19 protein-coding genes are annotated in these 26,399 nt (G+C 31.5%); 9 read left to right on the top strand and 10 right to left on the bottom strand.

Annotation, left to right across the window (positions count from 1 at the left end):
- Window positions 1–300: 300 nt before the first annotated feature.
- Window positions 301–1,416: a C1 family peptidase gene (locus Q4Q40_RS17020; RefSeq protein ID WP_303303137.1), complete on the bottom strand. Its 1,116-nt coding sequence runs from the start codon at window positions 1,414–1,416 to the stop codon at window positions 301–303.
- 54 nt (window positions 1,417–1,470) lie between these two features.
- On the opposite strand from Q4Q40_RS17020, the gene Q4Q40_RS17015 reads away from it, so the two are divergent.
- The 7 genes from Q4Q40_RS17015 to sppA are packed head-to-tail and all read left to right on the top strand — an operon-like array spanning window position 1,471 to window position 8,862.
- The gene (locus Q4Q40_RS17015; RefSeq protein WP_303303136.1) at window positions 1,471–2,310 is read left to right on the top strand and encodes a 1,4-dihydroxy-2-naphthoyl-CoA synthase; all 840 of its coding nucleotides are present in this window, start codon (window positions 1,471–1,473) and stop codon (window positions 2,308–2,310) included.
- 1 nt (window position 2,311) lies between these two features.
- A complete protein-coding gene (gene menA / locus Q4Q40_RS17010; RefSeq protein ID WP_303303135.1) occupies window positions 2,312–3,214 on the top strand; it encodes a 1,4-dihydroxy-2-naphthoate octaprenyltransferase in 903 nt (300 codons plus the stop codon).
- Between the two features lie 43 nt (window positions 3,215–3,257).
- Window positions 3,258–3,935: a metal-dependent hydrolase gene (locus Q4Q40_RS17005; RefSeq protein ID WP_303303134.1), complete on the top strand. Its 678-nt coding sequence runs from the start codon at window positions 3,258–3,260 to the stop codon at window positions 3,933–3,935.
- A complete protein-coding gene (locus Q4Q40_RS17000; protein ID WP_303303133.1) occupies window positions 3,936–4,973 on the top strand; it encodes an o-succinylbenzoate synthase in 1,038 nt (345 codons plus the stop codon).
- Between the two features lie 3 nt (window positions 4,974–4,976).
- Window positions 4,977–5,933, top strand: coding sequence for a CPBP family intramembrane glutamic endopeptidase (locus Q4Q40_RS16995; RefSeq protein ID WP_303303132.1), 957 nt, complete (start codon window positions 4,977–4,979; stop codon window positions 5,931–5,933).
- A 12-nt stretch (window positions 5,934–5,945) separates the two neighbouring features.
- Window positions 5,946–7,043, top strand: coding sequence for an AMP-binding protein (locus Q4Q40_RS16990; protein WP_303303131.1), 1,098 nt, complete (start codon window positions 5,946–5,948; stop codon window positions 7,041–7,043).
- A 46-nt stretch (window positions 7,044–7,089) separates the two neighbouring features.
- The gene (gene sppA / locus Q4Q40_RS16985; protein WP_303303130.1) at window positions 7,090–8,862 is read left to right on the top strand and encodes a signal peptide peptidase SppA; all 1,773 of its coding nucleotides are present in this window, start codon (window positions 7,090–7,092) and stop codon (window positions 8,860–8,862) included.
- Between the two features lie 204 nt (window positions 8,863–9,066).
- Here the strand turns inward: sppA and Q4Q40_RS16980 are convergent, their stop codons facing one another.
- The 3 genes from Q4Q40_RS16980 to Q4Q40_RS16970 form a co-directional block, all read right to left on the bottom strand.
- Entirely contained in the window at window positions 9,067–10,464 is a 1,398-nt protein-coding gene (locus tag Q4Q40_RS16980; protein ID WP_303303129.1) for a BspA family leucine-rich repeat surface protein, read from the bottom strand.
- A 260-nt stretch (window positions 10,465–10,724) separates the two neighbouring features.
- Window positions 10,725–11,915, bottom strand: a complete 1,191-nt coding sequence (locus Q4Q40_RS16975) for a BspA family leucine-rich repeat surface protein (protein ID WP_303303128.1) — start codon at window positions 11,913–11,915, stop codon at window positions 10,725–10,727.
- 310 nt (window positions 11,916–12,225) lie between these two features.
- Window positions 12,226–14,082 (bottom strand): BspA family leucine-rich repeat surface protein, encoded by a 1,857-nt coding sequence (locus tag Q4Q40_RS16970; protein WP_303303127.1) that lies wholly within the window; start codon window positions 14,080–14,082, stop codon window positions 12,226–12,228.
- A gap of 287 nt (window positions 14,083–14,369) precedes the next feature.
- Between Q4Q40_RS16970 and Q4Q40_RS16965 the strand changes: the two genes are divergently transcribed.
- Both Q4Q40_RS16965 and Q4Q40_RS16960 read left to right on the top strand, forming a co-directional pair.
- Window positions 14,370–16,448, top strand: coding sequence for a hybrid sensor histidine kinase/response regulator transcription factor (locus Q4Q40_RS16965; RefSeq protein ID WP_303303126.1), 2,079 nt, complete (start codon window positions 14,370–14,372; stop codon window positions 16,446–16,448).
- Window positions 16,449–16,914: 466 nt separating this feature from the next.
- Complete coding sequence (locus Q4Q40_RS16960) at window positions 16,915–19,260, top strand: YfbK domain-containing protein (RefSeq protein WP_303303125.1); 2,346 nt, start codon at window positions 16,915–16,917, stop codon at window positions 19,258–19,260.
- Between the two features lie 619 nt (window positions 19,261–19,879).
- On the opposite strand, the gene Q4Q40_RS16955 is transcribed toward Q4Q40_RS16960, so the two are convergent.
- From Q4Q40_RS16955 to Q4Q40_RS16930, 6 genes are all read right to left on the bottom strand, one after another.
- The gene (locus tag Q4Q40_RS16955; protein ID WP_303303124.1) at window positions 19,880–20,302 is read right to left on the bottom strand and encodes a DoxX family protein; all 423 of its coding nucleotides are present in this window, start codon (window positions 20,300–20,302) and stop codon (window positions 19,880–19,882) included.
- Window positions 20,303–20,391: 89 nt separating this feature from the next.
- Window positions 20,392–21,081, bottom strand: a complete 690-nt coding sequence (locus tag Q4Q40_RS16950) for a hypothetical protein (RefSeq protein ID WP_303303123.1) — start codon at window positions 21,079–21,081, stop codon at window positions 20,392–20,394.
- Window positions 21,082–21,115: 34 nt separating this feature from the next.
- Window positions 21,116–23,110, bottom strand: a complete 1,995-nt coding sequence (locus Q4Q40_RS16945) for a DUF3352 domain-containing protein (protein ID WP_303303122.1) — start codon at window positions 23,108–23,110, stop codon at window positions 21,116–21,118.
- 38 nt (window positions 23,111–23,148) lie between these two features.
- Window positions 23,149–24,777, bottom strand: coding sequence for an acyl-CoA carboxylase subunit beta (locus Q4Q40_RS16940; RefSeq protein WP_303303121.1), 1,629 nt, complete (start codon window positions 24,775–24,777; stop codon window positions 23,149–23,151).
- A 593-nt stretch (window positions 24,778–25,370) separates the two neighbouring features.
- On the bottom strand, window positions 25,371–25,730 hold the full coding sequence (locus Q4Q40_RS16935) for a hypothetical protein (RefSeq protein ID WP_303303120.1): 360 nt from the start codon (window positions 25,728–25,730) through the stop codon (window positions 25,371–25,373).
- Between the two features lie 153 nt (window positions 25,731–25,883).
- The gene (locus tag Q4Q40_RS16930; protein WP_303303119.1) at window positions 25,884–26,240 is read right to left on the bottom strand and encodes a hypothetical protein; all 357 of its coding nucleotides are present in this window, start codon (window positions 26,238–26,240) and stop codon (window positions 25,884–25,886) included.
- Between the last annotated feature and the right edge of the window lie 159 nt (window positions 26,241–26,399).

Genomic DNA, 26,399 nt, shown 5'->3' with positions numbered 1-26,399 from the left:
CGGGTTTCTTGTTTGTTTTTTGGGGTCTATTAATTTTATTAGAACTAAATTTTAGCAATAAAAAATTAATAATTACAAGTACTGTGAGGGAAATAATAATTGAGATTAACATAGTTTTGGGTATTGAACGTCGGCAAAGTACGAAAATTATCGGCAAAAAACATATTAAACCGATAAAACTTAAATAGTTAACAAAATTAACAAACTAATTACTACAAAACAATACGTACTTGTACGTATTTGTTTATTTTTATTACTCTGATATTTTTTGTATTAAATATTTATACTTTTCTCAAAATTTTAAGTACTTTTTTTGAGGATTTTAAATACTTTTTTAGGAATAGCCTTTTTGTGTAACATTACAGAAATGGTTTTTAACTTAAAGTATGCTTCACTCATATAAATATATCCTCCATTGTTAACTCTTTTAGGATTTGTTCCCCAAGAATTTTTTACTTTATAATAGGTTGTTCCATTTTGATCTTTTAATACCCCGGTAATGTGCATTAAATGATCGTCTGTGGTATTATAGTTCTCAAATTCTTGTTGCCTCAATTCCTGAGTTACTTGCTTTTCTTCAGATATGTTTATAAACGCATCTTCTAAATTTATACCATCCTTGGGAAGGATTGCTAATCCATGTTTCGACGAAAATGTTTTCTCGCTAACATCGCAATCTAATTCAATAGTAAATCCTTTTTCTAAAGCATTATTTACAATATGTATTAGTTCATCTAATTTTACATTAAAAAAAGCACCATTAGAAAAGTTATCAGGAATGTTCAAGATAAAATTTGTATAAAAAGGTTTATGCGAAAAAGAGGTTATAGTAACGTAATCTTCAGGGATAATCTTTGTTTTCTTCATAAAAGATGCAGGGGTATAAGCAACACCTTTATAATTAAAACTTGTAACATTACTACCGAGATAAGAATCTAAAATAGCATTAACATGCTTTTTCCAGTTAAAAGATTTAGGTGCTTTTATATAGTTATCTAAAGTACTTTTTAAAGTATCTACTAATTTGGAATGGTCATGTTTCGTACGTCCATTCATTAAACCAGTGTATGCAGCATTTGGTACAAAACCATGTTCCGAAATAGAATGAATTACATCGTGTGCTAAGCCTCCTTCACTAAATTGTGTTTTTCCTTGCCTCATAATATAGTTCCATGATTTGTTAATATAGGCATGGCGCACGTTATACATTTCAGATAAATCAATTTGATCACCCGTTATACGAATTATTTCACTTTCAAGAAAAGACGAAGTAGAAAAACTCCAACAAGTCCCTGTATGGTCCTGGCTAATCACATTTGTAGTTTCAAGATCTATAATGGTCTTAAAATCATAATGTTGAGAATGAGTTAAACATGTGAATAAAATAAAAACAGCAGCGAAATATTTATTTTTCATGGTGAAGTAAGCGATTTAATGAAATAAAATTTATTTTTGACTAAAATAACAAAAATGAACCAAGAGAATTGGGTTACAGTTAAAGAATATCAAGATATCACTTATAAAAAGTGTCATGGCGTGGCACGTATTGCTTTTAACAGGCCAGACGTACGTAATGCTTTTAGACCAAAAACTACTAGTGAATTATATGATGCTTTTTATGATGCTAATGAAGATGTTAACATAGGTGTTGTATTATTATCTGCTGAAGGGCCTTCAACCAAAGATGGTGTTTATTCCTTTTGCAGTGGAGGCGATCAAAAAGCAAGAGGACATCAAGGTTATGTAGGAGAAGATGGGTATCATCGTTTAAATATTTTAGAAGTTCAGCGTTTAATTCGGTTCATGCCAAAAGCAGTTATTGCGGTTGTACCAGGATGGGCAGTAGGAGGCGGACATAGTTTACATGTTGTTTGCGATTTAACATTAGCAAGTAAGGAACATGCTATTTTTAAGCAAACAGATGCCGATGTTACTAGTTTTGATGGAGGATATGGTTCTGCTTATTTAGCAAAAATGGTCGGACAGAAAAAAGCGCGTGAAATATTTTTCTTAGGAAGAAATTATTCTGCACAAGAAGCTTTAGACATGGGCATGGTAAACGCCGTAGTACCTCATGATGAATTAGAAGTAACTGCCTATGAGTGGGCACAAGAAATATTGGCAAAATCACCAACATCCATAAAGATGCTTAAATTCGCTATGAATTTAACAGACGATGGTATGGTTGGTCAGCAAGTATTTGCAGGAGAAGCGACTCGTTTAGCTTACATGACAGAAGAAGCTATTGAAGGAAGAAATGCTTTTCTTGAAAAACGTAAGCCTAATTTTGTTAAAAAATGGATTCCATAATATGAAGAAAGTATCCCTTTGGATTTCTACAATGCGTTTAAGGACGTTACCCTTATCTATCTCTGGTATTATTTTAGCATCATGTTTAGCAGAATATAATGGTTTTTTTGAGTGGAAAATTGGCATTCTTGCGATTTTAACCACTTTAAGTTTTCAAATATTATCTAATCTAGCTAATGATTATGGTGATGGTATTAAAGGCACCGATAATAATGATAGAATAGGCCCCGAGCGTGCCATACAATCTGGAAAAATATCGCCAGAAGAGATGTTTAATGCCATTAAAATTAATGTTCTAATTTCTATAGTATTAGCGTTTTTTTTGATTTTTTCCGCATTTGGGGTTAAGCATTTTTTGCTAACTCTTTTGTTTTTTGCTCTTGGTATAGCATCAGTTGTTGGTGCCATAAAATATACCGTAGGAAGTAATGCTTATGGTTACAGAGGTTTGGGAGACATTTTTGTGTTTATTTTCTTTGGTTTAGTTAGTGTTATTGGTTGTTATGTGTTATATGCTAAAACAATAGATCATGTTGTTTTCCTCCCTGCCTGCACCATAGGATTGTTAAGTGCGGGTGTTCTTAATCTTAATAACATGCGCGATATAATCTCTGATGAAAAATCAAATAAAATAACACTAGCGGTTAAGATTGGAATTAAAAATGTTAAATTATACCATTATACATTAATAGGATTAGCCATTACATTGTCTTCCTTATTCGGAATATTATACTATACATCGCCATATAATTTGATTTTTATCGTGGCTTACATACCTTTATTCATTCATATTAAAAAGGTAAGTAAAAATACAGACCCTAAATTACTAGACCCAGAATTAAAAAAGTTAGCCCTAACAACTGTTTTATTAGCAATCCTTATGGGAGTAGGGCATTTGTTATAGTTTTTTTGTACTTTACTTTTGCTAAATTTAATATCTAGAAATAATGAAAATCACATTTTATGGTCACGCTAGTTTAGGGATACAAGTAAATGATGTTGATATACTTGTAGATCCTTTCATTTCAGGAAACCCCAAAGCATCACATATTAATATAGAAGCACTAAAAGCCGATTATATTTTGGTAACACATGCGCATCAAGATCATATTTTAGATGTTGAAGCTATCGCCAAACGAACAGGAGCTGTAGTGGTTTCTAATTTTGAGGTCGCTTCACATTTTGAAAAATTAGGAATAGAATGCCATCCTATGAATCATGGTGGTACGTGGCGTTTTGATTTTGGCTCTGTTAAGTACGTCAATGCAATCCATACATCATCCTTTCCCGATGGAAGCTATGGGGGCCAGCCAGGCGGTTTTGTTATAGAAGGTGAACATAAAAATATTTATATAGCAGGCGATACAGCACTTACTTTTGATATGAAACTTATTCCGCTTCAAACAAAGTTGGATTTAGCCATTTTACCTATTGGTGATAATTTTACAATGGGAATTGATGATGCTATTTTTGCGAGTGATTTTGTTGCATGCGATAAAGTATTAGGCTATCATTTTGATACGTTTGGTTACATTGAGATCGACCATGAGCTGGCAAAGCGAAAGTTTTTCGAAAAAGAAAAAGATTTAATGCTTCTTGAAATTGGCGATTTTATCGAATTATAGATGATACAGGCATCTTATAAAAAACACATCCTAAATTTTAAGCAAGCCAGTGGCACGTCGCGAGGTATTTTAAAAACTAAAGAAACATGGATCCTTCTTTTAAATTCTGAAAGCAAGCAAGGTATAGGTGAATGTGGTTTGTTTAGAGGGCTTTCGGTTGACGACAGACCAGACTATGAAGAAAAACTGCAATGGCTTTGTAAAAACATCAATAAGCGTTTAGAGGATTTATTATCTGAATTAATTGAATTTCCGAGCATTCAATTTGGTTTAGAAATGGCTTTTAAATCTTTAGAAAGTCAAGATCGTTTTGAATTATTTCCATCAAAATTCACTCAGAGTAAGGAAGCCATCTCGATAAACGGTTTAATCTGGATGGGAACAGAAGTGTTCATGAAACAGCAAATAAAGGAAAAGCTAGAAGCTGGTTTCTCATGTATTAAAATGAAAATTGGAGCAATTGATTTTCAAACCGAAATAAATCTTATAAAATCTATTAGAAAAGAATTTAGCTCTAAAGATATCGAATTACGGGTAGATGCCAATGGTGCATTTACACCTTCCGAAGCTTTAGAAAAATTAAAGATATTATCAGATTTCGATTTGCATTCCATAGAACAGCCCATAAAACAAGGTCAAATACAAGAGATGAAGCAATTATGCAAAGAGACCCCATTACCAATTGCTTTAGATGAAGAATTAATAGGGGTATTTTCTGTAACAAATAAGCAAGAACTGCTACAAACCATAAACCCTCAGTATATTATTTTAAAACCAAGTTTAGTTGGAGGGTTTAAAGGAAGTAATGAATGGATTCGTATTGCAGAACATCACCAAATAGGATGGTGGATTACCAGTGCATTAGAAAGTAATATTGGACTAAACGCGATCGCTCAATATACTTATTGCAAACAGAGTCATTTACCACAAGGCTTGGGAACTGGCGGATTATTTACTAATAATTTTGATTCACCATTACAAGTTAAAAATGGTACATTGCAATATAATAATAGTATTAATTGGAACATAAATTTATAAGGAATGTATATAACTCAAGCTTATAAGGGCTTACACGATTGGTGGCGCTATATAATAGGGGTATTAATAGCAATTACTGGTGTTTTTGTATTTTCTGCACCGCATTTAATAGCCATATTTATAGAAACATTTAATGGCAATATAGATCAATCACAAATGGGGGATACAAACTATATTATGACATTATTTGAATCAAATTTAAATTTGGTTTTTGTGTTATTACCTTTTGCTGGCGGCTTGTTATTTTTACTATTAGCCGTTAAATATCTTCACAAACAATCCTTTGTAGATTTAACAACAACAAGAAAAAAAATAGATTGGAAAAGGTTTTGGTTTATTTTCTTTCTCTGGGGAATTGTTTCAAGTAGCTTTGTATTAATAGATTATTATATCACATCAGAGGATTATGTGTTTAATTTTAAATTAAAACCATTTTTAATACTTAGTGCTATTGCGGTTTTATTAGTACCATTACAAACAAGCTTTGAAGAGTATTTGTTTAGAGGATATTTAATGCAGGGGATAGGCATCATTGCAAAGAATAAATGGGTGCCATTAATTATTACGTCTACAGTTTTTGGTTTACTTCATATAGCAAACCCCGAAGTTGAAAAACTCGGGTATGTTATTATGATTTATTATATAGGTACAGGGTTGATGTTAGGAATTATGACACTTATGGATGAAGGTATGGAGCTATCACTAGGGTTTCATGCTGCTAACAACCTATTTACAGCACTTCTTGTAACAGCAGATTGGACTGCTTTTCAAACACATTCTATTTTTAAGGATTTGTCGGACCCCGAAAAAATGGGGGTTATGGAAATATTTGTTCCCGTATTTGTTGTATTCCCTATATTACTTTTTATTCTTTCCAAAAAGTATCATTGGACCAATTGGAAAGATAAACTTTTTGGGAATGTTATAGAACCACCAAAAAAAAAGATTATAAAATCATAGAAGATCTAGGACGTGACACCAAAATACAATAAAGTTCATAATAGATTTAAGCTAAATGGGATTCATTATACGTATGAAGACCTTATGGAAGTGGCTTATAGTTTTGTTAAAGAAGGGTTGCCTTATGAGACGTTTATCGGTGAATTTTTATTGGATTGGTTAGATCATAATGATTTTATAGTGGTTAATACATCTGGATCAACAGGCATCCCGAAACCCATTTCTATTAGAAAGCAAGCCATGGTGAATTCGGCTATAGCAACGGGTGATTTTTTCAATTTAAAATCTGGTGATAAAGCATTACATTGTTTACCTTCAAATTTTATAGCAGGTAGAATGATGCTTGTTAGAGCTGTAGTTATTGGATTAGAATTAGATTTGGTTGCACCTGTTTCTCAACCAAATTTTAATACAAAGAGGCATTATGATTTTTGTGCGATGATTCCGTTACAACTCCAAAACTCATTAGATAACTGCCAACATATTAAAACTATTATTGTTGGAGGTGCATCGGTTTCAAATTCATTGAAAAACAGGCTTCAAAACTTAAATTCGAATGTTTACGAAACCTATGGTATGACTGAGACAGTAACGCATATCGCAGTAAAAAAAATCAATAATTTTAATAAAGAAAAGGACCGAAATACAGAGCTTGACGACGCATCTTACTTCCAAACACTCCCAAATATTAGCATTTCGCAAGACGAAAGAGGTTGTTTAATAATTGATGCTCCAAGACTTTCAAAAAATAAAATTGTAACGAACGATTTTGTTAAATGTCTTTCTAACAGCGAGTTTGAATGGTTAGGGCGTTACGATAATGTTATAAACTCTGGTGGTCTTAAATTATTTCCTGAAGCGATAGAGTCTAAACTTCACGATAAAATAAAAAAACGTTTTTTTGTAGCCTCAAGCCCTCATAAAACTTTAGGAGAACAGCTTATTTTAGTTTTGGAAAGCGATTCTAATAAGCTTAACACATCCGTTTTTTTAGACCTGGATAAATTTGAAAAACCAAAAAAAATTTATGCGGTAGAACGATTTGTAGAAACCCCCTCAGGCAAGGTTCAGCGTAAAAAAACATTAGAGTTATTAAATTTATTGGCTTAAGTCGTAACTTTGTCACCTTTTTCAATACAAATAGAAAATATAAATTATGAATTTTATTAGACGTGTTTTATCTACAGTAACAGGTATTATTGTATTTTTTGTTATCTGTTTTATAGGGCTATTTATCATTGGGTTATTAGTTGGATCGTCATCAGAAGAGACCGTTCATGTAAAACCTAATTCAATTTTAGAGTTAACCTTAGACTTTCCTATACAAGATTATGCAGATAAAACAGAATTCAATGCATATCCGTTTTTAAACGAAGATGAAAAAAACGGCTTATTTAATATTATTGATGCTATAAATTATGCTGCAAGTGATGATAATATTAAAGGAATCTCTATAGATAGTAATTTTATTATTGCAGGTATTTCACAAATAAAGGCTTTGCGAAATGCTTTATTAAAATTTAAAGAATCTGGAAAATTCATAGTGGCGTACGCCGATGTTTATACACAGAAAGATTATTATTTAAGTTCTGTTGCAGATACTATTTACATGAATCCAGTAGGGATGATGGAGTTTAAAGGACTGTATTCTGAGCGTTTATACTTTAAAGATTTTCAGGAAAAATCTGGTTTTAAAATGGAAGTTGTAAGGTTCGGGAAATATAAAAGTGCCGTAGAACCATTCCTGGCAAATAAAATGAGTGATGAAAATAGAGATCAGATTTCTGTTTATTTAAATGGGCTTTGGAATGAAATGAAACAAGATATTTCAAAAAGTAGAGCGATTACTCCAGAACGGTTACATGTTATAGCAGATAGTTTATTGGCTAGAAATGCCAATTTAGCTAAAGCCTCTCAACTTATAGATAAAATTGCATATCATGATGAATATATTAATGATATAAGAGAAGCTCTAGGCGTTGAGTTTAATGAAGATATTAAGTCCGTTACTATTGGAGCGTATTCGATCTATGCTGCTAATAAATTAAAATCTAATAAGAGTAAAAACAAAATAGCAGTCATTTATGCAGAAGGGGATATTATTTATGGAGAAGGGGATGAGGAATCTGTAGGGCAGGGGGTTATGAATGCCTCTTTAAAAGAAGCCAGAGAAGATGATAAGATTAAGGCCATCGTTTTACGTATAAACTCTCCTGGTGGAAGTGCGTTGGCAAGTGAGTTAATTTGGAGAGAAATTGAGTTAACCAAAAAAGTGAAACCCATTATCGTTTCAATGGGAGATGTTGCAGCATCTGGTGGTTACTATATTGCATGTAATGCCGATAAAATTATAGCAGAACCTACAACCATTACAGGAAGTATTGGTGTGTTTGGCGTGCTACCTAATGGGAAGCAATTAGCAGATAATATAGGGATTAACGCAGAACAAGTCGTCACTAATAAAAATGCGGTGTTGTATAGCTTTTTTGAACCTTTAAATGATGAACAACGTGCTTTTATTAAAGAAGGGATTATAGATATTTATGAATTGTTTACAAATCGGGTAGCAGAAGGTCGTAATATGACCCAAGATGATGTGAAAGCCATTGCCCAAGGACGTGTTTGGACTGGCGTAGATGCTTTAAATAATGGGTTGGTAGATGAATTAGGTGGATTGGATTTAGCACTACAGAGAGCTTCTGAAGCTGCCGACATTGAAGATTATAAAATAGAAGAATTCCCTGTTTATGAAGAAGAGGATTTAGCTAATGCTCTAATGAATCAATTGTTGAAAGGTTCAAACACTAAAGAAGCTATTTTAAAAGAAGAATTAGGAGAGGAGAATTATAGAATTTTAAAAGAGATAAAATCGATGTCTAAGAAAAAAGGCATTCAATTATTATTTCCTTATAGTCTGGAGATTAAATAGAGAACTTATCATTTTAACTTTTCTAATAGCAGATAGGACTGGCTTAAATTCTCCCATATTTCATTATACATAACCCTTAAAAGTAATTACTAATTAAAAAAGGCTGGTTTTTTAAACCAGCCTTTTTTAATAATAAAATTTATACCCTAGCCTTTCACTAAAATCTGCAAGGTATGTAGTTTTATAATTTAGCACTTAGGCTTATTATGGCTGAAAACAACCTGCAGTTGGTAGTTGTGCTGGTGTAAGCGCTGAACCGGTATCAAAATAGGCACAAGCTGTTACGTTATCTGTAGCCCAATTTGAAAGGTCTTGACTGAAAGTTGTTGCGTTATTAAACATACCATACATAGTAGTTACCTTACTAACATCCCAATTACTAAGATCTCCATTAAAATTGGATGCACCAAAAAACATAGCTTCCATATTAGTTACCTTACTAACATCCCAACTATTGATATCTCCATTAAAACTAGATGCATTAGAAAACATATTAGACATATTAGTTACCTCACTAACATCCCAACTACTAAGATCTGCATTAAAAGCTGTTGCATTATAAAACATAATAGCCATATTAGTTACCTTACTAACATCCCAATTACTAATATCTCCATTAAAATTGGGTGAGGAAATAAACATCCCCTCCAATCTCGTTACATTATCTAGGTTAGGAACATCTGTAGCATTATAGGTTAGATTAGTACAATAAGCAAATGCAAGAGTCATACTTTCCCATGCTATATCGCCCCAACCTTCAATCGTTTGGAGTTTTTCTGCGTTTGTGTTACCGTAAGAAAGGATAGCAGGAAAATCACCTGATATTTCTACGGTATAGGTTCCTGCACTCGCATATTGATGGGTAGCATCTCCTGTAAGATTATTTTCTGTACTGCCATCTCCCCAATTTATTTGGTAATCGTATCCAGTAGTGATATTAGGGTTTATGTAAATTGTAATATCCTCATTGTCGCTAGTCGTTTTCCAAGTTGTAATAAAAGGGGAAGGTGCATTCACCGTAACACTAACTGTATATGTTGCAGTACTACCATCTTCGGCAGTTACTGTATAGGTAATGGGCGTTGAAAAATCTTGTACCGCTGTTGGGTTTACAGTAGCAAATTCAGGAATACCAATTGTAGGTGTTAATGCGGTTATATCTGTACCAAAAGGAAATGTAACGACTATTGTATTATCATCATTAATGGTTCCCTCTACATCATTTATAGTAAATGAGGTTATAGTATTACTTGTAGATCCAGTAACCACCAAAGTAAAGGTTCCACTTATGGATGAGTCTGCTGTTGATGTTGCTGTAATGCTTACTTCTCCGAGTTCCAAGCCAGTTACTAATCCTTCTTGGTTTACGGTAGCTATCGTTTCATCACTACTAGCCCAAGTGATGCCTTTGTTTTCTGCATTTTCTGGTTTTACAGTGGCGGTTAATTGTAATGTAGTACTTTTTAAAATACTAGTGGTTTCTGCTTCTATTGTTATTAATGTTACTGATACCTGTTTATCATCATCGCAAGAGCAACTAGCCAATAGTATAAAAGCAAGAAACATTAGTAGGTGTTGGGTTCTTAAAAGATTTGATTTCATGAATTTAATAAAATTAATTTAAAATTAAATACAAAAATAAGGGAACCAAATCTTATAAAAAAGTAGCAGGATAGGTTTATTAAAACTATGGTATGCTGTAATTTTGTATTAAGGGATACTATATGTACTTCTTAAAAGTGACTACTAATTAAAAAAGGCTGGTTTTTTAAACCAGCCTTTTTTAATAATAAAATTTATACCCTAGCCTTTCACTAAAATCTGCAAGGTATGTAGTTTTATAATTTAGCACTTGGTCTTAATTATCGCTGAAAACAACCTGCAGTTGGTAGTTGTGCTGGTGTAAGCGCTGAACCGGCATCAAAATAGTCACAATATCTTACGTTATCTGTAGCCCAGTTTGAAAGGTCTTGATTGAAAGCTGTTGCATCAAAAAACATAAATCGCATATCAGTTACCTTACTAACATCCCAACTACTAATATCTCCATTAAAATTGGATGCGAAAGTAAACACATCAGACATATCGTTTACATTATCTAGATTAGGAATATCTGTAGCGTTATAGGTTAGGTTAGCACAATAAGCAAATGCTTTTTCCATACTTTTCCATGTTATATCGCCCCAACTTTCAATCGTTTGGAGTTTTTCTGAGTTTGTTGCATTAGAATAAGGAGAATAAATAGCAGGAAAATCACCTGATATTTCTACAATATAGGTTCCTGCACTCACATATTGGTGGGTAGCATCTCTTGTAAGATTACTTTCTGTACTGCCATCTCCCCAATTTATTTGGTAATCGTATCCAGTAATAATATTAGGATTCGTGTAAATTGTAATACTTTCATTGTCGCTAGTCGTTTTCCAAGTTGTAATAAAAGGTGCATTCACCGTAACACTAACTGTATATGTTGCAATACTACCATCTTCGGCAGTTACCGTATAGCTAATGGGTGCTGAAAAATCTTGTACGCCTGTTGGGATTACAGTAGCAAATTCAGAAATACCAATTGTAGGTGTTAATGCGGTTATAACTGTACCAAAAGGAAATGTAACGACTATTGTATTATCATCATTAATAGTTCCCTCTACATCATTTATAGTAAATGAGGTAATAGCATTACTTGTTGATCCAGTAACCACTAAAGTAAAGGTTCCACTTATAGATGAGTCTGCTGTTGATGTTGCTGTAATGTTTACTTCCCCGAGTTCCAAGCCAGTTACTAATCCTTCTTGGTTTACGGTAGCTATCGTTTCATCACTACTAGCCCAAGTGATGCCTTTGTTTTCTGCATTTTCTGGTTTTACTGTGGCGGTTAATTGTAATGTAGTACTTTTTGAAATACTAGTGGTTTCGGTTTCTGCTTCTATTGTTATTGAGTTTACTTCAATACTTGATGCTTCAGTTTTATCATCATCGCTAGAGCAACTTGCAACTAGTATAAATGCAAAAAACAATAGTAGGTGTTGGGTTTTTAAAAGATTTGGTTTCATGATTTTAATAAGATTCATTTAAAATTAAATGCAAAATAAGAGAATCAAAAGATCACAAATTGGTCAATCAACCTCACAAACTGGTCAATTATTGGGGGTGAAATCTATTTTGAAGTTTTTTCTTATAAAAAAAGTAGATAATGATTAGGTTTATTAAAACTAAAGGATACTATATGTACTTCTTAAAAGTGACTACTAATTAAAAAAGGCTGGTTTTTTAAACCAGCCTTTTTTAATAATAAAATTTATACCCTAGCCTTTCACTAAAATCTGCAAGGCATTTAGCTTCATAATTTATCACTTAGGCTTATTATGGCTGAAAACAAGTACCCGCAGTTGGTAGTTGTGCTGATGTAAGCCCTGAACCAGCAGCAAAAATGGCACAATCTGTTACGTTATCTGTAGCCCAATTTGAAAGGTCTTGACTGAAAGCTGTTGCGTTATTAAACATACCATATGTAGTAGTTACCTTGCTAACATCCCAATTACTAAGATCTCCATTAAAATTGGATGCGTAATTAAACATAGCACGCATAGTCTCTACATTGCTAACATCCCAATTACTAAGATCTCCATTAAAATTGGATGCGTAAGCAAACATATTAGACATATTAATTACCTTACTAACATCCCAACTACTAATATCTCCATTAAAACTGGATGCATTATTAAACATAAAATTCATATTAGTTACCTTACTAACATCCCAACTACTAATATCCCCATTAAAATTGGATGCATAATAAAACATAGCATGCATAGTCTCTACATTGCTAACATCCCAACTACTAATATCTCCATTAAAATTGGATGCGTAAGCAAACATAGCTTCCATATTAGTTACCTCACTAACATCCCAACTACTAATATCTCCATTAAAATCGGATGCATTTGAAAACATACTAGCCATATCAGTTACCTTAATTACATCCCAACTACTAATATCTCCATTAAAACTGGATGCATTATTAAACATAGCATACATATTAGTTACCTCACTAACACCCCAACTACTAATATCTCCATTAAAATCGGATGCACCAAAAAACATACTAGCCATATTAGTTACCTTACTAACATCCCAACTACTAAGATCTCCATTAAAATCGGATGCACCAAAAAACATAGCTACCATATTAGTTACCTTACTAACATCCCAACTACTAAGATCTCCATTAAAATCGGATGCAACAAAAAACATACTAGCCATATTAGTTACATTATCTAGATTAGGAATATCTGTAGCATTATAGGTTAGATTAGTACAATAAGCAAATGCTTTTTCCATACTTTTCCATGTTATATCGCCCCAATTTTCAATCGTTTGGAGTTTTTCTGCGTTTATTCTGTTATTATAACCAGAATAGATAGCAGGAAAATCACCTGATATTTCTACGATATAGGTTCCTGCACTCGCATATTTGTGGGTAGCATCTCCTGTAAGATTACTTTCTGTACTGCCATCTCCCCAATTTATTTGGTAATCGTATCCAGTAGTGATATTAGGGTTTATGTAAATTGTAATACTCTCATTGTCGCTAGTCGTTTTCCAAGTTGTAATAAAAGGGGAAGGTGCATTCACTGTAACACTAACTGTATATGTTGCAGTACTACCATCTTCGGCAGTTACCGTATAGCTAATGGGTGCTGAAAAATCCTGTGCGCCTGTTGGGCTTACAGTAGCAAATTCAGGAATACCAATTGTAGGTGTTAATGCGGTTATATCTGTACCAAAAGGAAATGTAACGACTATTGTATTATCATCATTAATGGTTCCCTCTACATCATTTATAGTAAATGAGGTTATAGCATTACTTGTAGATCCAGTAACCACTAAAGTAAAGGTTCCACTTATAGATGAGTCTGCTGTTGATGTTGCTGTAATGTTTACTTCCCCGAGTTCCAAGCCAGTTACTAATCCTTCTTGGTTTACGGTAGCTATTGTTTCATCACTACTAGCCCAAGTGATGCCTTTGTTTTCTGCATTTTCTGGTTTTACTGTGGCGGTTAATTGTAATGTAGTACTTTTTAAAATACTAGTGGTTTCTGCTTCTATTGTTATTAATGTTACTGATACCTGTTTATCATCATCTCTAGAGCAACTTGCAACTAGTATAAATGCAAGAAACATTAGTAGGTGTTGGGGTCTTAAAAGATTTGGTTTCATGATTTTAATAAGATTCATTTAAAATTAAATACAAAATAAAGGAATTAAAAGATCACAAATTGGTCAATCGACCTTACAAATTGGTCAATTATTGGGGGGTAAAGCTTATTTTTTAAAGAATCTACATACAAAAAAATAAATATTTTCAAGTGAAATTTTATAACTATTAAATTTGTAGCAACAAAAAGCAAAACTTAAATATAAATACTTAAAACTGGTCAATTTATTAGGAATTAGATATACATATTAAATTCATATCTTTATTTTTGAGCCCCAAACAGTCTCTCATGAAAAAAATAATTAAGAAAATAACTGCGTTATTTTACACCAATACTTCATTAGGAATCGATGAAAATACGAGCGAAAATGATTTTAAGAAGATTAAGTTGCTAAACATATTTTGTAATAGTTGGATTTTATTTGTGCTCTTTTCTTTTATAGAAGATTTTTTTAAAGACCAGCTCATAAATATGAGTTATATAATTATGCTATTTTTTATAGCTAGTGTAAAAATATTACAATATTACAAGAAGCATTTTATTGCCAGTATTGTATGTATTTTTAATCTTACAATAATGATCTTATTATTTTCTAATTATATGTATAAAGCTGAGCTTTTAGAATATTATTTTTTATTACCTCCTGCAGTTTCATTAATTTATATTGATAATAAAAAGATAAATATTTTTGTCTTAATAATATGTTTATCAGGGTTTTACTTTCCTAATTTGCATTTTAAACATTACCCTGTTTCTGTTTTTAATAACATGAACCCCCCTTTCTTGTTTTATGGCGTGTTTATAGTAGTTAGTTATTTTAAAAATCTTAATATTAGAAATGAAAAAATACTAGAAGCTAAAACAAAAGAATTAGAACAGCTCGATAAATTTAAATCTCAATTTTTTACCAATATATCTCATGAAATACGAACTCCTTTAACATTAATTCAGGGACAAGTTTCTGAATTAGAAAAATACACAGAAAAAACACTACCAATAATTGCCATTGAAAAAGGTATTAAAAAACAAATTAATGCGATTACTAATATGGTGGATAATGTATTAGATTTAGCTAAAATGCAATCTTCTCAGTTTAGTTTACAATTTAAGTTGGCTAATGTTTCTGAATTGGTTCGTAAACAATATCTAGATTTTGAACCCTTATTTGATCAAAAAAATATTGCTTTTAACATTTCAGAAAACATGGAAGACTATATAGCAAAAATAGATACCGTTTTTCTAGAAAGAGCCATTACTAATATACTTATAAATGCTTTAAAATATACAGATGTAGGGATGGTTACCATTAATCTTTCTGAAGAAAATCAAGAAGTGCTTATTAAGGTTTCTGATACAGGAATTGGTATTGCTAAAGCCAACATGAAAAATGTGTTTAATCGATTTTATCAAGTTAACAACGATATAAATAAATCTGGTGGTAGTGGTGGTATTGGTTTAGCTTTTAGCAAAGAAATTATTGAGTTACACAATGGCCAACTCTTATTGGAAAGTACCCCTAATAAAGGAAGTACGTTTACTATTAAACTAGCTCTAGAAAAAAAACAGCCTCGTATTACTAGCACAAACACAATACCCGATGCCATAAAAAAAGAACATATATTAAAAGAAAATGCTAAAATATCAGGATCCAATTTTTTAATTGTAGATGATAATTATGATATGCGAAAACATATAGTTTCCATATTACCAAATAATACTTGTTTTGAGGCTTCGAATGGTTTAGAAGCTTTAAAAATTATTGAACAAGAAGCCATTGATTTTATAATAACCGACTATATGATGCCAAAATTAAATGGCTATGAGTTTGTTGCAAAACTTAAGGAGCATAACAATAAGACCCCTATTATTATGCTCACAGCTAGAACTGATATTAATACCAAATTAGACGTTCTAAAACTTGGAATCGATGATTATGTTACTAAACCTTTTGATAAAAAAGAACTTTTAACGCGTATCAAAAATTGTATTAAAAATGATACCTCAAGAAATTCGTATAATGAAGTTCACAATATAGAACTAGAAAGATATAGTGATAGTTTTATAACAGAACTAAAACGTTATATTTACGAAAAATCGTATGACAGGAACCTAAACCAAGATAGTATTGCTGAAACATTTAATATTTCTAAAAGTTCTTTTTATAGAAAAATTAAAAGTCATACAGGTTTGAGTCCAAATAACTTTATTAAAGAAATAAGGCTTCAAAAAGCCAGAGAAATTTTAGAAAAGAATCCTACAATTTTACTTAAACAACTTGCTTTGGAAGTAGGTTTTAATAATGATACTTATTTTTCAAAAATTTATACCAAACGTTTTGGTACAAGACCTATAAAGAAAAGAGATTAACCACTATTCAGTGATTAGAATAAGAATAGCCTAAAGAGTACGTAACTTTCTTTTATAATAGTTAATGTCATTCAGAACGAAGTGAAGAATCTCAAAATAAAAAGGCTAAAACTTCAAGAGATTCTTCAGTCGTACCTCCTCTGAATGACAAAGTTCATTCAGAACGAAGTGAAGAATCTTTATTATTAATTTCTATAGATTCTTCAGTCGTAAGCTTCGCTTATATCTTCAAACAAAATATATTTTGTTTTCGATAGCCTTCTGAATGACACCCCTATTACGTCATTTCATCCGCTAGTTAAAATTTTTAACACAGATCTCTGATGACATGACATAGTTCATCACTTTTTAGACCTTTAATCTCTTTTTTTGTACCTGACTCATTCAAAAGGACACTTCACTCATTATCGGTTTTATAAGAAAGGGTTTGAGATTAGTTTTATGCTAAACTTTAAAATCAACTATTATGAAAACGTTATTAACATTCATTTTTGTATTGACCGTTTCAATACACATTCAAGGACAAGAACGACTGATATCTGGAAAAGTAACATCTGCAAGTGATGGTTTACCGTTACCAGGCGTAACTATTTTGATAAAAGGGTCGAGTAAAGGAGTAACGACTCATTTTGATGGACTTTATAAAATTAAAGCAAAACCAACAGATGTTCTTGTTTTTAGCTATTTAGGTTTTGTAACGCAAGAAAAGAAAGTGGGAACCTTTAATACAATTTCTGTGGTGTTAGAAGAAGACATATCAACCTTAGATGAAGTTGTAGTTACAGCTTATGGAACTACTAGGAAGTCCTATATAACAAGATCGGCTTCTGTTGTTAGGTCTAAGCCCATTTCTAAATCAGAAATAAAACGTCAAAAACAAAAAGCATATCACAATAAATTAGCAAATCAAGTAAATGCTACATCCGTTTTAAAAACTATGCAAGGCCACGTGTCTGGGGTTAACATTACTAATAATAAAGGGATGATAGATTCCAATTCTCGTATTCTAATTAGAGGAATAGCATCTGTATCAAAAGGAAGTGAGCCTATGGTTGTTGTTGATGGTGTTGAAACCTCTTATTCCAATATGGAACATTTAAACCCAAATCAAATAAAAAATATTAGTGTGCTTAAAGATGCTAGTGCTACATCGGTATATGGAAGTAAAGGAGCAAATGGTGTGATACTCATTTCTACAAAAAACAGGAAATTTGAAAAAGATGAAGAACTATTATATATCGTTGATGGAATTCCAATAAAAAAAGAGAATAATTATATAATTGAGACTATTGCTGCATCTGATATTGATAGTAAAAAAGAATATAAAAAAGGGAAGGCAAAGCAAAAATTTGGAAAGATAGCAAAAAATGGGTGTGTGGTAATAACAACACACCATGGAAATTTTAGACTAAATAATCAAGAAAATTATGCTGTCATTAACGAGAATAGTTTTGAGCGCACATCGCTTTCTCCGTTATCTACTTTTTCTATTGATGTTGATAAAGCTTCATATAGTAATATAAGACGTATGATTAATAACGGTGTATCTATTGAACCAGATGCCGTTAAAATTGAAGAAATGGTTAATTATTTTGATTATAAATACCCACAACCAACGAATGAACATCCTTTTTCAATAAATACAGAAGTAGCTAGAACACCATGGCATAATGAGACTAAAATTGTTAAAATAGGATTACAAGGAAAAACATATGCTCATGAAGAATTGCCAGCATCAAACCTAACATTTCTATTAGATGTTTCTGGTTCTATGGGGTCTCAAAACAAACTCCCGCTTTTAAAATCGGCTTTCAGGCTTTTAGTGAATCAACTGCGTGAACAAGATAAAGTCTCAATAGTTGTATACGCTGGTGCTGCTGGTGTTGTTTTAGAACCAACTTCTGGAAAGCATAAAGAGAAAATATTAGCTGCTTTAGATCATTTAAAATCTGGAGGATCTACAGCTGGTGGAGCTGGTATAAAACTAGCTTACAAATTAGCAGAAAAACATTATAAAAAGAATGGGAATAATCGAGTAATTTTAGCTACCGATGGGGATTTTAATGTAGGAGCGTCTAGTGATAAAGCTATGGAAACATTAATTGAAGAAAAACGAAAATCAGGTGTGTTTCTATCGGTTTTAGGATTTGGCTATGGAAATTATAAAGATTCTAAGCTTGAAACATTAGCCGATAAAGGAAATGGAAACCATGCATATATCGATACGATGCAAGAAGCTCAAAAAGTTTTTGGAAAAGAATTTGGAGGCACATTATTTACTATAGCAAAAGATGTAAAAATTCAGATAGAATTTAATCCCAATATAGTACAAGCCTATAGATTGATTGGATATGAAAATAGAATACTTGAAGATGAAGATTTTATTGACGACGCAAAAGATGCAGGAGAATTGGGAAGCGGACATACAGTAACAGCTTTGTATGAGGTGATTCCAAATGGGGTAAAAAGTGATTACCTTAAAGATGTGAGTGATTTAAAATATACTAAAACTGAAGTCACTAAGAATTATTCGGATGAATTATTTACAGTAAAGTTTAGATATAAAAAGCCAGATGGAGATAAAAGTATAGAAATGGTTCATGTTCAGAAAAACACTATAACAGAAGCTTCCGAAGATTTGAAGTTTGCTTCAGCAGTAGCTTTGTTGGGAATGCAATTAAGACAATCTAAATATCATAATAATTCGAAAACAGAAGATGTTATTGAGTTGGCTAAAAAAGGTAGAGGAGATGATAAAGAGGGGTATAGAGCAGAATTTATTCGACTTGTTTCTTCATATCAAAATTTGTAATAAGCATTAAAATTTATGAGATTCTTCAGTCGTAAGTTTCGCTGTCATTCAGAACGAAGTGAAGAATCTCAAAAATAAAAAGATTAAAACGTCAAGAGGTTCTTCAGTCGTACCTCCTTACTATTGACGTGTTGTTGTAAATAACTAACTTTCAGCTACTTGTCATTCAGAGCGCAGCGAAGAATCTTTATAATTAATCTCTAAAGATTCTTCAGTCGTAAGCTTCGCTTATATCTTCAAACAAAATATATTTTGTTTTCGATAGCCTACCATTGACGTTATTTTTTAAGACGTTGTTTTTCATAACATTAAAAATATTCGATCATGTGGATTCCTGCCTTCGCAGGAATGACAAAAAAACTACTAACCTGACCATACTCAATAACGTCATTTCCTCCACTTGATATTTTTTTTATCTCAGGTCTCTGAATGACATGTCGGTCTTATTTTGTACAAATGGTAATATCATTCCATGTATGCAAAAGGTTAGTGTCATTCAGAACGAAGTGAAGAATCTCAAAATAAAACAAGTATAGATTCTTCAGAAGTCTCCTTGATCTGCCGATTCTTAGGCAAGCTTCTGGATGACAAAGGTCATCACTTTTTAGACAGTCTCTTTTTATTTCTGCATTTTAAAATAATAATCCAGGGAGTTTTTTCCAGAACCATATAATAAGAAAAAGGCACAAACTAATAATGTTATAATAGCGAATAATAAATTATTAGAATTCATTTCACCAACAAAATTTATAATAATAGCTCCTACTAAAATAGGTAGTTGTGCAATAATAACCCATCTGGTAAGTAATCCAAAAGAAATTAAGACCCCTCCAATAAAATGAGCAGGAGCCACATAGTGAATAACCATCATACCCCCAGCTAAATTTTGGATTGGTTTAAATAATTCCATTAGCATGGCACTGTCTGACATAAAACTGATGCCTTTTATAAATAAAAAGACACCTAAAGCGACACGTAATAAATCAAGAGGTAAATACGTATGTGCATTGGCCCACTTGTTTAGTGTTTTTATTGTTCCCATGATTAAAAGTTATTGATTTTCAATCATTAATATACAGAATTTTCACGAGAAAATAAAAAACTTAAAATCCTTTATTTAGTGTTAGGCTTCTATTTTTTTAGAACTTCTTCAATATTTTTTACTAAATATTCATCTATTGAGGTGACTTTACCTTCTCTTAATTTTATAAGCCTATCGTTAAGAACAGAAACTTTAGCATTAAACAATTCTTCAGATATTGTATTTTTTATAAGAGTGATAAGTTTTAAATAATGTGAAATTCTTTCAGGCTTAGAAAACCATAATGTATATATCTTATTATATATTTTTCCAAAAAACATAAGTTGTATGTCACTATCAGGAATAAAAAAACGAGGCAGGAAAAAGGCTTGTTTTAAAAGGGAGGATTGTTCAATATTGTTAACATCATGATTTGTTTCTTTTAGCCTTTTCAAGTGTTGTTTTGCCTTATTCCATCCTTTAATATTAAAGACTTTAATTAATAAAAAAGCAATTATAACTATAACAAGAAAAATTATTGGAGCTGTTAAAGAATCGTTTTTTTGATATTCGCTAATAGATATTTTTGTAAAAACAAAAAGACCTATTAACCATAAAGGCAACCAAAATAATCTTCCTTTTAATTTTGTTTGTTCCGTAATTCCGGCAATAACAGAAAAGGCTAACCAAAAAAAAGGATGACTCCGGTTTTGAAAATCAGGAAAAATGAAGGATAATAAATAGTTTACTCCAAGAACTAGTAAAATAACTATTACAGCATGAATATTGAATACTACCATTTTATTTTTGTTTAATTTATTTCATTGATAAGCATTAAAACCGCTTTTTAAATATTAAATCTTCATCAAAATTATAAACACGCCAAGTACCATTTTGTTCGTCTTTAGAATACTTTCCAGAGATTTTTAGTTTTCCATTTTTATAATACTCGTTATAGTCTCCATGTTTTAATCCGTCTTTTAGTTCAACAGAAAATTTAACCTTTCCATTCGCGTGCTTTTTTATAAATTCTTTAGCAGTTAAATCTGTAGGATAAATTTCGGGAATATTGAAAATAGTTTCTTTGTTTAAATTTTCTTCGGTAATTTCTATTAATTGAGCGCGTGTGTTTGTTTTAGGTTTGATGTTTGTATCTGTAAAGGTATATTTTGTTTTTACAATCTCTGGATCTTCATAATCGATAACTATTTTACTTTCAAAAAAGTCTTTTTCCGATGTTAATTGAATACCAATTTGCGGAAAACAAATAAAATAATCTTTATTCGTCTTTAACTGTTTTTTTGTATTTGTATCTACAGAATGATACACACTATTATATAGATTAGGAGCGTTTATATAGGTAAAAGCACTGCATCTGCTATCAAACATATCGTTAAAATCTTTATAGGCTTCAAAAGTGTCTAGAGTTTCTTTAGTTGTATAACTATTTATAATACTTTTTAAGGTATTGGGGTGATTGCTAAATACCACATAATCTTCTATTATAGTAAAATAAGGTTTATCAACGTCTTTAAATAAATTTCCTATGAGGAGTTTAAAAAAACCTTTAATGGACATAAAGTTAATGGGATAACCTTTATAATTAACTTCTTTAAATTTTACAGGGCTACGTTTTCGTATTTGTTCTAAAATAAAGTCTAAATGTTTTTTTGCATTTTCACTATCATTCGTTTTTAGAACAATGGCGACATCTTTTTTAGATTGAGAGACTGTTGAATGCAGTTGGAGTAGGGCTATTTCATCATCTATCCAACTAATAAAATTTTCTTTTAAGTCTATCTTCAAAAAGTTTTCTACTTTTTCTATCCCATCTAAATAACTTTTAAATTGCTCTGGATCTTCTTTCTGAATGGTTTCAAAATTATTATAAAACTCATTAAAGCTACTAAACGAAAAACTTAAATAAAGTGCTGTTTGTTTTGGTGCCACTTTGCTAATGCTACGTGTGCTTTTTCCAGATTTTTTTAGAGCTTTTAAGTAGGCGTTTGCTTTATCATTAAAATTTGTTATGCCATTTGCTATTATGGTATTATCATCTAGATCAAAGCTAAAACCACTAAACTCTAAGCTGTTGCTTAATGTTTTTCCAAAATCACTAGGTTCTTTCGAAAAAACCTCAATAAAATCATCTAAATAGTCATACTGAAAATATAAACGAAACATATCATTATAACCAACTTCTCTGCTTACTTCTATAAAATTAAGATCTCTTCCAATCTGAGGTTCTAAATATTGATCTATTGAAGCTTCAACGAGTGTATGCATATACGACACAATCATTTGATTTTTTATGAAGCTCATGTATAGTGTTTCATGAGTTTTTATATCGAAAATTTCTGTTATTTGATGCTCATGATATTTGCGCTTACTTATTTTAAAATTATCATTAGTAAATGTGTTTAAATGATTTTTTAGTACATTTAGTTTTGCTATTTTCTGTAAATCAATAACATAGAAAAAATCATATTTTCCTGGCGCATAAACATGAGCAGATATAAGTATATCTCTGTTTCCTAGTCTTTTAAAAGTACTTTCATCTTGTTTAAAGATGGTGTCTAGCTTATTAAGACTTTCGGAAAGGTTATTAAAATAAGCATTGGTATTTAGGTGTTTCCAAATATCACTTTTACTTATAGCATTCCAATTATCAATCGGTTTCTGACTTTCAATGATATAAACAGCATCATTAGGAACCAAATAAATGGACTTTATATTGTCATTATTATCGATATAGAAGGTATAGACTAAGTATAACACATAACTAGTAAACAGTAGGCCTAGTATGCGTAAAATATTTCTTTTTTTCATAATCTAAACAAATTTGGGGTTGAAAGTGTTTTATTATATTATACTTGCAATATTCCTAAATTAAATGGTTTTTCAATAGGAGCGTGGTTAGCGGCTTCAATGCCCATACTAATCCAATTTCGAGTATCTAAGGGGTCGATAATAGCATCCGTCCAAATACGTGCAGCAGCATAATAAGGAGATACTTGATTGTCGTATCTGTCTTTTATCTTATTAAAAAGCTTAGCTTCTTTTTCAGGCGTAATTTTTTCGCCTTTCTTTTCTAATGAAGCTTTTTCGATTTGTAATAATACTTTGGCTGCCGAATTACCACTCATAACCGCCAATTCTGCACTAGGCCACGCAACAATCAATCTAGGATCGTAAGCCTTTCCACACATAGCATAATTTCCAGCACCATAACTATTTCCGATAATAATCGTAAACTTTGGAACCACAGAATTACTAACGGCATTTACCATTTTGGCACCATCTTTAATAATACCACCATGCTCACTTTTACTACCAACCATAAAACCCGTAACATCTTGTAAAAATACTAATGGGATCTTTTTCTGATTACAATTCGCAATAAAACGTGTTGCTTTGTCGGCACTATCATTATAAATAACACCGCCAAATTGCATTTCACCTTTTTTTGTTTTAACCAATTTACGTTGATTAGCAACAATGCCAACTGCCCAGCCATCAATTCTGGCATAGCAGGTTATAATGGTTTGTCCATAGCCTGCTTTATATTCATCAAACTCAGAATTGTCGACCAATCGCTTTATAATGTCATACATATCATATTGATCGGCTCTGGATTTAGGCAAAATTCCATAAATATCTTCTGGGTTTTCTTTTGGCTTTTTTGAAGCGGAGCGATTAAAACCCGTTTTATCGTAATCACCAATTTTATCGATAATATTTTGAATAGTATCTAAAGCATCCTTGTCATCTTTGGCTTTATAATCGGTTACTCCAGAAATTTCGCAATGCGTGGTTGCACCTCCCAAAGTTTCATTATCAATGGTTTCTCCAATAGCAGCTTTTACCAAATAACTCCCCGCAAGAAAGATGCTGCCTGTTTTATCAACAATTAAAGCCTCATCACTCATAATAGGCAAATAAGCTCCTCCAGCAACACAACTTCCCATAACAGCGGCAATTTGGGTAATTCCCATACTACTCATAATGGCATTATTTCTAAAAATACGTCCAAAATGTTCTTTATCGGGGAATATTTCATCTTGAAGCGGTAAATACACCCCGGCAGAATCTACCAAGTAAATAATAGGAAGTTTATTTTCGATAGCAATTTCTTGAGCTCTTAAGTTTTTTTTGCCAGTAATAGGAAACCAAGCCCCGGCTTTAACTGTAGCATCATTAGCAACAACTATGCATTGTTTGCCCTTTATATAGCCCATTTTAACAACAACACCCCCAGAAGGGCAGCCTCCATGCTCTTTGTACATATCTTCTCCAGCAAAAGCAGCAATTTCTACAGATTTAGACTTAGCATCTAATAGATAATTAATACGTTCTCTAGCAGTCATTTTTCCTTTGCTGTGAAGTTTTTCTATACGGCTTTTTCCGCCACCAAGGCTTACTTGTGCTAAGCGTTTTTTTAATTCTGAAAGTAAGAGTTTATTATGATCTTCGTTTTTATTGAAGTTAATATCCATGTAATATATTAGTTAGTTTGTCGCTAAAGTACAAAAGTTTAAATTTTTAGATTAATCCTTTTTTGTAAGATTTAAGTTTTTTTTTAATATCCACTATTAATAATTATGTTAGTCTTTATATCAATTTGGTAACAAATGATTATTGATTAGGAAGAAATGCAAATTGAGAGTTGGGAATAATAAAAAAAACAAGTTTGATTAGTTGAAAAAACACAGTTAAAAATTATTTAATATACTGATTTTAAGCGCATAGAAAGTTTATTTCAACAGGTTTTTTTTGAATGCAAAAACCAATGATAAGAATTATAAGTTAGTGAAAATATATTATTGTGTCTGTGAAAAATTTGAAGAGGATCTACAAATTTGAGTTCGACGAAAGAGAAAGGGAATAAAATAATACAAATAAAAAAGTATAAGTTTAACCCGTTGTGCGTTTAAGATAAAAATCTCACAAATCAATTAAATGGTTTAGTTTAGAAATAACTTTGATACTTTGGTTAGGGGTATAGAATTATTAAGCCTAAATATGATATTAATACCCTTAAAAATAAGAAAGCTTCCTTAAATGTACAACGAGTAAGTTTATATATTGTTTAATATCTACAAACCTCCCAATGATCTATTAAACCACTAAGATGACTCTTGGATATATCAGCATAATAAGTATAACCTCCATATGTAATTTCAGCAAAATAAAATGTTTCACCACCTTCTAGATAATAAGGGCCATAATACGTACCCATATTGGTTAAATTTATTATTTGAGCATCTATTGTAAATGTTTCAGAGGAAACACTTATTCCCACATCGATAGAATCACTACCAAATGTAAATATATCTAGAAAACCAGTAGATCCAGTATATCCAGGAGTGTTAGATGGGTTTAGACATTGTGCCTGAATTGTAGTTGTTAATCCGATAACAAATAATGCAATAAAAAATAGTTTTTTCATGGGGTTTAAAATTTTAAATTGTTTATCTCAAATATAAAAAGCATGATTTAGAACGACGTGTGAAAAAAACACATAAATGAGAAGTTTTAATATATAAATGTTTTTTTCGAATAAATAATACTTCTATGCGATGTTATATAAATCGCATTGAAATTAGTTTTTGCAAATGTCGTATTCCTCAAGGGCGTAACCATTTACTCCTACCATGAACGCATAAGTATCATCATCAACATCTATTTCTACATAGTACATGTCTAAGCCAGCCAAAAGATATCTATACTGTAATGATGCAGAATATTCAGTGCCACCTATATAAATACTAGCATATTTGTTAGAACCATTAACCCAAATAATACAATGATTACCGCCACTGTTTCCTCCATTAAAGTTTATTACTTCATCTAAGCCGCATAAAGTAATATCATTATAATTATAATCTGAAACACATTGTGAGTGTACTGTGGTTGATAATCCGATTGCAAAAAGAGCAATAAAAAAAAGTTTTTTCATGGGGTTTAATTTTAAATTATTTATCTAAATATAAAAAGCATGATTTAGAATGGTGTGTGAAAAAACCACATAATTTAAAAAAACTTTTCCAAGCGGTTGTTTAATCAGAAGAGTAAGAGTTTATTATGATCTTCTTTTTTATTGAAGTTAATATCCATG

Source organism: Flavivirga jejuensis (assembly GCF_030540765.1).
GTDB classification, from domain to species: Bacteria; Bacteroidota; Bacteroidia; order Flavobacteriales; family Flavobacteriaceae; genus Flavivirga; species Flavivirga jejuensis.
The sequence above is the reverse complement of the archived record's forward strand: the minus strand, read 5'-3'. Positions and strand labels throughout refer to the sequence as shown.